The sequence below is a fragment of the Umezawaea sp. Da 62-37 genome (assembly GCF_032460545.1).
GTDB lineage: Bacteria > Actinomycetota > Actinomycetes > Mycobacteriales > Pseudonocardiaceae > Umezawaea.
This window is the reverse complement of the sequence record NZ_CP135965.1, coordinates 9658060-9667862: the sequence shown is the minus strand read 5'-3', so window position 1 is coordinate 9667862 and position 9803 is coordinate 9658060. Positions and strand designations below refer to the sequence as shown.

Here is a 9803-nt window from a genome sequence, read left to right as displayed (position 1 = left end):
GCGCTCACTCCGGGTCGGGTCCGGCGGGCGCCGGGGCGAAGGTGTGTTCGGTCAGCTGGGCGAGCACGCGCTCGAACTTGGCCGTGTGGGCGTTCTTCAACGCGGTGACGGTGGTCAGCCACCCGGCCACGTCGGCCATGCCCTCGGCGTGCGCGGCCGCCACCAGCTCGGGGTAGGACTCGGTGGCGCCCCGCAGCGCCCCGCTCACCGCGGTCGCGACGTTCAGCTCGGTCCCGCCGATCGACTCGTCCGCTGCGGGATCACCGGAGTACCGCAGGAAGTCCAGGTGCCCGTGCGCGGCGCACTCCGCGCTCCGCGCCGCGTCGGTGAACAGCCTGGCGGCCTCGGCGTGCCCCTCGACCTCGGCGACCTGGGCGAAGTAGGTATAGCGCACCGCGGCCACGGCCTCGGCGGCGAACGCCGCCCGCAGTCCGGGGTGCAGCCTCGTGCTCGGTCCGGTCATCGTCTCCCCCGCGCTCTCACGTCCGGGGCTTGTGCCCGACCGTCACCATGAACAGCATGTTGTCGACGACGCGCCCGTGGGACTCCCGGACCGAGTGCAGCCGCCTGAAGTCGTCGGACGCGGTGCGGTAGACCTCGCGGATCGCCTCCCGGCGGGCCTCGCCGATGGCCCCGTTGTCGGACCACACGTCGACGTCCTCGACCGAGATGTACCGGTGGGACTCGACCGGGTCGCACCCCTGCGACTCCAGGAGGCGGGCGGGGTGCGTCGGCAGGAAGAAGTGGCGCCGTACCGGGTTGCGCAGCCGGAGCACCTCGAAGTACTCGTCGCGGTCCTCCTCGCCGTAGGCGCAGAGGTCGACCAGCACCACCCGACCTCCGGGCCGGGTCACCCGCGCCATCTCGCGCACCGCGTCGGGCAGGTCCATGAACTGGATGCCCTGGCGGCAGACCACGACGTCGAACTCGCCGTCGTCGAACGGCAGCGCCTCCGCACGCCCGATGTGCAACCGGGAGAGGTGCGGCCGGGCCTGCACGGCCATGGCCTCGGTGAGGTCCACCCCGACCACCTCGGCCACCCGGCCAGCGAACAGCCTCGACACCAGGCCGGTGCCGCACGCCACGTCGAGCACCCGGTCCGCCGGACGCGGCCGGGCCGAGCGGAGGACGAGGTCGCCGAGCTTGTCGTCCGTGCACCAGGAACTCGACCTGTCGTACTTGCCCGCCCGCGCGGAAAAGTGGTCGACGACCGACTGAGCCTCAGCGTTCACGGCATGTCCTCCATGGGTCGGACGCGGCCGTCCTGGCGCGTGGTCCGATGGGTGCGCGCGCCGGAGCGGAGCCGTGCCCTGGCTCTCAGCCAGGCGACCGCAACGTCGCGCGCCAACCGCTGCCGCGCGTTGTCGTCCCGCCGCAGCGACCGCGCTTCGACGAGAACGCGGGTCCCGAGGTCCCGCAGGCGCACTTCGAGCGCGGACGGCAGCACGACCGGTGCGTGGCGCGGGTCGACCCGGTAGCCGAGCCTGCTCATCGCGCTTCCCGTGATCTGCTCGACCACTGCCCGCTCGGCGGGGGTGAGCCGGTGCCGGTGCGCGCCCACGCTGGTGGTGGTGATCGGTGCCCCGGCGTTGCGCCAGGACTCCGCCAGAGCCGCCGTCCGCCGGGCGGCGGGCGACGTGTGGTGGGCGAACATCGCTTCCTCGACCGGTTCGCCGAGGAAGGTGCACAGCCGTTCGACCTCCTTGTCCGGTGTGGAAACGAGGTCCTCGTAGCGCAGCAGGTGCACGACCGCGGCGCCGTGCCGGTCCAACGCGGCCAGCCCGCGTTCCTGCTGGCGTGCCCAGAGGGCGGCGGTGCGGGCCGGGTGGTAGTGGCAGAACACCGATCGCCGGGCGGAGGCGGCCACATCGCGCGGGTCGCGCACCAACATGACGAACCGGGCGTCGGGCCGCTCGGCGAGGACTTCGTCCACGTAGTCGACGGTGAAGGTGCTCTTGCAGCCCCAGCGGGCCTTCCCCTCCGCGGCACGGTACTGGTCGTAGAGTGCCGCGACGACGCCGAACACGGACCTGCCCGCCTCCCGCATGACCTGTTCGGCATCGACCGGGTGCCCCCAGGGGTGCGGGTGCACCCTCAACAGCAGCATCGCGTCGGCCACAAGCGAGCGCAGGTTGGCGTCGTCCTCGAGGTTGCCGTAGGAGTCCGCGATCGGCGCCAGGTAGCGCAGGAAGTGCGGCGGGTGCGGCACGGCGACGCGCGAGTGGGCGTTGAGCACGAGGCGCAGCAGATTGGAGCCCGAGCGCTCCGTTCCGATGATCAGCACGGGACCGTCGCCCGGTGCGGCGTCCGTCATGGGCTGCCCGCGCCGGGTCCGAGCCGCCGGTGTCCGTCGTTCCCCATTCGGCCTCCTCCCCGCCCGGTGACGGTGCTCAATTCGCGGGCGCGGACTTCGCCATCGTCTTGGCACCGCAGTCCATGAGGCTGCTGCCCCTGCTCGCGACCTCGGGGGCGGCACACTTGTCCAACGTGAAGCGGTCGGCGTCCGGCACCATCGCCGGGCCCGCGGAACTCCACCTGCTGCGCCACCCCGAACCCGCGTACGACGTCGACCTCACCGTGCCGTCGTCCGGCTGCGGGTGGAAATACCGGAAGTGCTCGGGATAGTGCTTGAAGTCCATCACCGGACCCGGCTCGTAGGCGTCGTAGATCCGCTTGTACGCGTCCCGGCACGCCCGCTCGGACAGCTCGCTGACGTTGAGGAACTCGTCCTCGTGCAGCGCCTGCTCCACGGACAGCCAGTTCAGGTGATCGATCTCCGAGCGGATCAGCCCGGAGCCGAGCGCCTGCCGGTACACCGTGGTCCCCGGCATCGCGGACAGGTACTTCACCCTCGTCACGTGGTTATAGGTCTCGGCGAACTCGACCATGTGGTCGAGGGACTCCTCGTTCTCGTTGGGTAGCCCCACGATGAGCAGCGCGCCGAACCTGACATCCGCCTCGAAGGTCGTGCGCATCGCGCGCACGGTGAGGTTCTCGCTGTTGCCCTTGCGGGCCTCGCGCAGCACCTCCGACCCCAGCGACTCCACGCCGTAGAGGATGATGTCGGCCCCGGAGTCGCGCATCGCGGTGGCGCGCTCCTTGTCCATGTCGGCGCACCGGGTCAGGCACGTCCAGCGCAGGTCGTGGTCCTTGATCACGTCGCAGACCTCGACGGTCTGCCTGCGGTGCGAGCTGAACGTCAGGTCCACGAAGAACGAGAAGTCGATGCCGTACTGGGACTTCAACCAGGACAGGTCACGGTCGAGCTTCTCCGGGGACTTCGCCCGCACCTGCGGTGTCGTCCGGTAGCAGAAGGAGCAGTCCATCTTGCAGCCTCTGCTGTATGAGGAGATGATCTGCGGCTGCAACCCCATGGGGCTGTGCGCCTGCGGCCACAGGTCCAGCCGCATCCTCGGCAGCGCGTCGAGGTCCATCATCTGGCCTCGCGGGCGGGTCCGCCTGCTCGCGCCCTCCGGGGTGCGGTAACAGATACCGCGAATGTTCGGCAGGTCGGTGCTCCAGCGCCCCGCCGTGTAGCTCTCCATCAGCTCCAGGATGGTGATCTCACCCTCGCTGACGACCGCGACGTCGCACGCCGTGCTCTCCATGAACACGTGCGGGACGGAGGTCACGAGCGAGCCGCCGCAGATGATCGGGACGTCGGGTTCGGTGAGCTTGACGCGGTCCATCAGTTCGCGGCACCACGGGAAGTTGTCCTCGAAGGTGCACAGCCCGAGCACGTCGGTCTGACCCACGATCTGGTCGTAGGCGGCTTGCAGCGGGTCGAGCGCGTAGCGCACGTCCACGATCCGCACCGGGTAGCCCGCGTTGTGCAGCACGGTGCCGATGTACGTGGCGCCCTCGTAGGGCGAGGTCAGGAAGAACTCCCAGCCGCGCGGCATCGTGAAGGGCGACGGTCCGACGACGAGTGTGAACCGCGGCAGCGAGGGGTCCGTCGGCACAGGGGTGATGTCCTGCTCGCGCATCTGGGTCATATACCGCTGGTCGATGAGATCGTTGGCGTCGTTGTAGAGCTCGAGTGCCAGGGAAACGTTGCGTGCCATGACTTCCTCCCCGTCGGTGGATTCGGGAGCACGCCGCACCTCACCACGACCGGAACCCATTGTGCGCGAACGGGATTCCGGCACGGTGCCGACGTTGGACGTCCACCAGCAAGCTACCGAAATCGCCTCGGGAGGTCCAAGGCGCCGGTGCGGACAGCACGAGGTCGTCCGACGAACGGAAGTCTTTTACGCCACGGGACTCCCACCGCGGCGGGGAACCGGTTGCTACCGCGGCAGGACGGGGAGGGCGGCGTCCCCGTTGTCGTGCCCATCGACCAGCACCTGCGCGTCCAGCTCGTGCGGGTCGGCGACGAGGTCGTAGCGCTCCACGCGCCCGCTGCGCCGGTGCCACACCACCTTGCTCCGCCCATCGCCCTCGGCGAGCCGGACCGCGTGCAGGGGTTCAAGGTCCGGGTAGTCACCGGCCCGCGCCCGTTCCTCGGGGAAGTAGGTCTCGCAGTAGGCGGGTCGGTCCGCGGCTTCCCGCCCCCGCAGCAGCGGTTCCAGGGACTCCCCGTCCGACGCCACCGCCTCCAGCCCCAGCAGGTCCAGGACGGTGGGCATCACATCGACCAGCCTCACCTGGGCCGGGACCTCGGTCCCGGCGGGCAGGCCGGGACCGGCGAAGACCAGCGGCACGTGCTGCGTCGCGTCGAACAGCAGGCAGCCGTGCCCTTCCTCGTACGGGTGGCCCAGCTCACCGGAGTGGTCGTTGGGGTACCACCCGGCCAGGTCCTCGCCGTGGTCGGAGAAGCAGACGACGAGCATCGAGTCCAACGGGTACCCGAGTTCCCCGAGCCGTCCCAGCAGACGGGCCAGGTGGTGGTCGCTGAAGGCGACCTCGCCCTCGTAGGGGTTGGCCACCTCGACCCCCACGTCCTCGGGCGGCTCGTACGGCCAGTGCGCGTCGAAGAAATGGGCGAACAGGAAGAACGGGCCGTCCTGCTCCGCGACCCACCGGGCTGCGCGGTCGGCCACGACGGGCGCGCGCTTGAGCGCGAGACCCCGCATCTTCACGTCGCCGACCGTCAACGGGTTCCGTCCGTCGGGCAGCAGTGGTATCTCGTCGTCGTAGAAGTCGAAACCGCGGTCCAAGCCGTACCACTTGTCCAGGCCGGGGCAGGACACGACCGCACCGGTGCGATACCCCGCCGACCGGAGGCGCTCGGCAAGCGTGGGCACGTCAGTCCTGAGCTGTTCGCGCAGCAGGTGCCGGATGCCGTGGCCCGGCGGCTGGAGGCCGGTGAACACGGTCGCGTGGCTGATCGGGGTCAGCGGGGCGGACGAGATCGCCTGCGCACAGGTCACACCGCGCGCGCGGAGCGACTCGATGCCGGGGAATCTGCCCGAGTAGGCGACGTCGGCCCGGAGGGTGTCCAGTGAGACGAGCAGGACGTTGGGCTGCTGCACGATGATCCCCTCTTGCCGCGGGACGGCGGTCCGCCGGTCGAGATCACCCGACCGGACCCAAACAATCCACAGTGGACGCACCGGCACGGGGTCCGGAGCCCCGCGTTCCCGCCGTACCGGCATCGTAGGTGCGTGGGCATCGGTGTCAACGTGATCGACGATCACCGCGCGAGGTCGTCGGGTACACCGGGGACGGGGACCGCCGTGCCGCGGGTCGACTACCGCGCACGCCGACGTCGGCCTACTTTGGGCCAGGGTGAACGGTTCCTGGCGGTTCCGACGACGAGGGGGCGCACCGGTGCGGATCGGCGACCACTACGCGGACGAGCTGACGACGGCCCTACGGAAGCGGTACCCGGACCGGGTGAGGCCGGTCGGCTTCTACCCGCTGCCGTCGCAGCGCGTCGAACCTGGGCGGTTCGCCGCCGAGTACCAACCGCGCCGCACGGCGCGCGCCAGGACCAGGCTGATCTACATCCACGTCCCGTTCTGCGCCCAGCGCTGCGATTTCTGCCGGTTCTACCCCGGCCACTACGTGGACGACGCGGCCAGCCGCTACGTCGGGACGGCGTTGGCGCAGTTGCGCCTCTGGGAGGACTTGGTCGGCGGTGACCGAGCGGCCGGACCGGTGGAGGCGGTGTTCGTCGGAGGCGGGTCGCCGAGCGTGCTGTCGGCCGACCAGCTCCACGACCTGTTGACCGGCATCCGCGGGATCATGCCGTTCGTTGACCTGCCTGAGATCACCGTGGAGTGGTACCCGCGCGACGCCACCGAGGAGAAGCTGGCCGCCGTGCGCGCGGCCGGGTGCACCCGGATCAGCTTGGGCGTGCAGACGTGGAACGCGGACGTCTCGGCCGCCATGGGCGGCCACCACACCGCCGAGCAGGCCGACGCCGCGTTGGGGATGGCGCGCGGCGCCGGGCTGCGCAACGTCAACGTCGATCTGATGGCGAACATCCCCGGACAGCGCCTCGACCAGCACCTGGAGGACGTGGCCAGGGCGCTGGTGTGGCAGCCTGCCATGATCTCGTTCAACGCGCTGGAGGTCGCCGCCGGGACACCGCTCGCGGCCAAGGCCGCGAAAACGTTGTTCACCGAGAGTGATGAGGACAAGCGGAACTGGCTGGAGGCGACCCGGCGGGCGTTGTTCGACCACGGGTACGCGCACCAGCGGGTGCGCAACTTCCACCGCCCCGAGGGCCTGCACCACTACAACCGCCGCAGCGCCGGGGTGTCGTTCGACATCGTGCCGGTGGGGCCCGGCGCCTACGGCTACGTGGGTGGATCGGCGGTGATGAACGAGCTCGACCTGCGGGCGTGGACCGCGCGGGTGGAGGCGGGCGGGCTGCCCGTCGTGGGCCGGTCGACGCCGTCGCCGGAGGAGGACCGGCGCGCGTTCGGGGTGTCGAGCTTTCTGGAGTTGCAGTTCGACGTGGACGACTACCGCGCGGAGTTCGGCTCCGACCCCGTCGTGGACTTCCCCTTCCTGGCGGAGCTGCTGGACATGGGCGCGCTGGCCTCGTTGGGCAGCCTGCTGCGGCTGCGGACGGAAGCGGCGCCGTTCGGCGACGACGTGTGCGGCGAGTTCCACTCACCTGCCCAGCGGGCGCTGTTCGACCGGCACCTGTCCGTCGGACGTTCCAGGGAGGCCAGCCAGTACTTTCCGCTCACAACAGCCCGGCCCCGGCGTGCGGTGGACGGCACTCAGATCCGGTAGCCCAGGGACATCAGGCGCCTGCGCAGCCCCTCGGCCTGCTCATCGACGGGCTCGCCGGGGCTCGGCCCCCTCCTGTCACGCCCCCGCAGGTCCGCCAGCACCACGCCCTCGTGCTCCGGCAGCGGCTCCACCCCGAACAGGTCCAGCACGGTGGGCGCGATGTCGAGGAGGGACGCCTCGGCGAGCCGACCCCGTGCGGTGATCCGCGGTCCCGCAGCGATCAGTACGCCCTCCGCGTGGTGGTCGCCCGCGCACCCCGTGCGCGCGGGGTCGACCACCTCGCCGATCGGGGCGAGCAGCCGCCCCTCCCCCGTGCCATAGAAGCTGTAGACCTGGCAGAAGTACACGTCGGTCGCCGCCGGTACCGGGGTGAGGTCGGGTCCCGCCGCCGCGTGGGGGCCGCGGTACAGCTCGTCGCGGCGGAGCACCCGTTCCACCAGGGGTTCGCCGGAGGGTCGGCGCAGGTCGAGGAACGCGGCACCGAGCCGCTCCAGCAGCCGCCGGTGCTTCGCGTCCGAGACGACCGCGCCCGCGCCGCGCTCCCGGTTGATCCGCAGCTGGCCGTAATCGGAGGTGCAGAAGGCGCTGGTGCGGTCCCAGTCGATGGTCGAGAACCCCACGTTCGCGCCGGGGAAGCGGTCGCGGTGGCGCTCGAACATCTCCGCGCGCGTCCCGCGGCCCTCCCGCCGCAGCCGCTCCACCAGCCGCGCGCACTCCTCGGCCGACGCGTGGGGGCCGAGGACGACGGGCACCTGCTCGTCCGCCAGCCACGGGCCGAAGTGCAGGACGTCCAGCTCCCGCAGGAAGTTGTGCACCATGAGGAAGTGGTCGATCGGGCAGGAGCCGTGGTCGGACACCACGAGCACGTCGGTGTCGGGATACCGGTCCAGGAACCGGCCGAGGAACTCGTCGGCGCTGCGGTAGGCCAGGTCGCGAGCCGGGTCCCCCGGTCGGGTCCGGTGCGCGATGTGGTCGGTGGCGAAGAGGTTCAGCTGGACGAACCCCGGCCGGTAGCGTTCGACCAGCGCGAAGAAGGAGTCCGCGCGGTGGCGCTCGACCTCAGTCCACCGCGTCGCCGCCGCGAGGGTGTCCTCGCCGTCGAGGCGCTCCGGCATCACCCGGTAGCGCCGGACGCCGTCCGGTGTCGTCCGGGCGACCTCGTCGAGCACGCCGCGGGGGTAGGCGAGCAGCGGGTCCTCCTCGGGCGCCGACGACGGGCAGTCGAGTCCCGCGATGGTGAAGCCGCGCACCGGCCGGGCCGGGTAGCTCATTGGCACGTTGACGACGCCGACGGCGACGCCCGTCCCGGAGAGCACCTCCCAGTACCTGGCGCGTTCGACCTGCGCGCCGCTCACGGGCACCAGCTCGCCCGAGCGCAGGTCCGGGTTCCACCAGCCGTAGACGCCGTGCCCGCCGGGGTTCACCCCGGTCGCCATCGACGTCCAGGCCACCGGCGTCTGCCACGGGACGGTCGAGATCAGCGGACCGTGCGCGCCCAGGTCGAGCAGCCTGCGGAAGTTCGGCAGGATACCCCGGTCGACCATCGGCATGAGGACGTTGAACGACACGCCGTCCAGACCTACGACGGCCAGCTGGGGTGCGACCCTTGCAGCGGACACCTCGGCGTCCTCCTACTCTGTCGACGGTTGCGCTTCAGGAGACCAGGATGCGCAGGCGCATCAGGTGCCTGCGCTCGGCTGGTGTCCGGCCACCCACTCCGGCGGAACGCCCGTGGAAGCCGAACGTGTTGTCCAGCACCAGGACCGTGTTGGGGCGCCAGTGGATGCCGCGCACCGCGTCGACGTCGTACAGGGCGGCGGTCAACGCGCGGAAGGCGGAGTTGACCCGCTCGTGGTCGACCTCGTCGGTGGCGTCGTGGACCCAGCGCAGGGGCTGGTCGGCGAAGTCGCGGAAGGAGAAGCACGGGCGGCCCGACAGCTCCCGCAGGATGGGAGGTCCGGCCGGGTCGGCATCGTAGCGGCAGTGCTCCAGGACGTCGCGCTGCGCCCCGTCGAGGACGTCGTGGACCCGCGTGCCGGACACCACGAGGGTCTGGGCGCCGTGGTCGGGCTCGGGTGCGCGCAGGCACTGGAACACCAGGTGGCGCGGCTGGTCGCGGGTGGGTTTGCCGCTGCTCTCGGTGTGCAGCGTCAAAGCGGTCTCGGAGAAGGGCTGCAAGCCCGTGTCGGCGATGATCCCGTGCTCGGCCACCAGGTTGAGCACCACGTCGCGCTCGACGTAGGGCCGCACGTCCGGCGCCGTTTCGGGCATCGGCCGCCCCAGCAGGGCCCCGAAGAAAACGAACTCTTCCGCCGTGAGTGGACGGTCGAGGTCGATCTCCACCGCGCCGAACGCGTCGAGTGTCCCGACGACGCCGCCGAACACCGCGTCGTCGTTCAGCAGGTCCGCGGCGGAAACCGCGTCAGAGCGGAGCCATTCCGGCTCGGGGTACCACCGTGGGTGGTCCAGGACCTCCGCGCGGCGGGCTCGCAGGAGGTCGTCGTCCACGCCCAGGAAGGTGCCCGCATACCGCTTTGAGGACCGGGTCATCGCCATTCCTCCGCTCCTGGATCCCGCCCGCTGGAGCTTACGAACGCCGGGACGTCCCGACA

At 71.0% G+C, this 9803-nt stretch carries 8 protein-coding genes; 1 reads left to right on the top strand and 7 read right to left on the bottom strand.

Translation table 11 applies throughout. From position 1 onward, the window contains the following. Positions 1-4: 4 nt before the first annotated feature. The 5 genes from RM788_RS43730 to RM788_RS43710 form a co-directional block, all read right to left on the bottom strand. The gene (locus tag RM788_RS43730; RefSeq protein WP_315926417.1) at positions 5-463 is read right to left on the bottom strand and encodes a ferritin family protein; all 459 of its coding nucleotides are present in this window, start codon (positions 461-463) and stop codon (positions 5-7) included. A 16-nt stretch (positions 464-479) separates the two neighbouring features. Further along, positions 480-1232, bottom strand: coding sequence for a class I SAM-dependent methyltransferase (locus RM788_RS43725; protein ID WP_315926415.1), 753 nt, complete (start codon positions 1230-1232; stop codon positions 480-482). Next, complete coding sequence (locus RM788_RS43720; protein ID WP_315926413.1) at positions 1229-2314, bottom strand: sulfotransferase family protein; 1086 nt, start codon at positions 2312-2314, stop codon at positions 1229-1231. The genes RM788_RS43725 and RM788_RS43720 overlap by 4 nt, the downstream gene beginning before the upstream one ends. Before the next feature lie 76 nt (positions 2315-2390). After that, positions 2391-4064: a B12-binding domain-containing radical SAM protein gene (locus tag RM788_RS43715; protein WP_315926410.1), complete on the bottom strand. Its 1674-nt coding sequence runs from the start codon at positions 4062-4064 to the stop codon at positions 2391-2393. A gap of 225 nt (positions 4065-4289) precedes the next feature. After that, positions 4290-5474, bottom strand: a complete 1185-nt coding sequence (locus RM788_RS43710) for a sulfatase (protein WP_315926409.1) — start codon at positions 5472-5474, stop codon at positions 4290-4292. Positions 5475-5730: 256 nt separating this feature from the next. Between RM788_RS43710 and RM788_RS43705 the strand changes: the two genes are divergently transcribed. Beyond that, positions 5731-7191 (top strand): coproporphyrinogen-III oxidase family protein, encoded by a 1461-nt coding sequence (locus RM788_RS43705; protein ID WP_315926407.1) that lies wholly within the window; start codon positions 5731-5733, stop codon positions 7189-7191. On the opposite strand, the gene RM788_RS43700 is transcribed toward RM788_RS43705, so the two are convergent. Then, on the bottom strand, positions 7179-8810 hold the full coding sequence (locus RM788_RS43700; protein ID WP_315926405.1) for an alkaline phosphatase family protein: 1632 nt from the start codon (positions 8808-8810) through the stop codon (positions 7179-7181). The two genes, RM788_RS43705 and RM788_RS43700, sit on opposite strands and share 13 nt — an antisense overlap. A gap of 34 nt (positions 8811-8844) precedes the next feature. After that, the gene (locus RM788_RS43695; protein WP_315926402.1) at positions 8845-9741 is read right to left on the bottom strand and encodes a TauD/TfdA family dioxygenase; all 897 of its coding nucleotides are present in this window, start codon (positions 9739-9741) and stop codon (positions 8845-8847) included. Between the last annotated feature and the right edge of the window lie 62 nt (positions 9742-9803).

Coding starts and splice junctions, on each gene's coding strand:
- RM788_RS43730 (WP_315926417.1), bottom strand. CDS start 463: ATGACCGGACCGAGCACGAGGCTGCACCCCGGACTGCGGGCGGCGTTC.
- RM788_RS43720 (WP_315926413.1), bottom strand. CDS start 2,314: ATGACGGACGCCGCACCGGGCGACGGTCCCGTGCTGATCATCGGAACG.
- RM788_RS43695 (WP_315926402.1), bottom strand. CDS start 9,741: ATGACCCGGTCCTCAAAGCGGTATGCGGGCACCTTCCTGGGCGTGGAC.
- RM788_RS43715 (WP_315926410.1), bottom strand. CDS start 4,064: ATGGCACGCAACGTTTCCCTGGCACTCGAGCTCTACAACGACGCCAAC.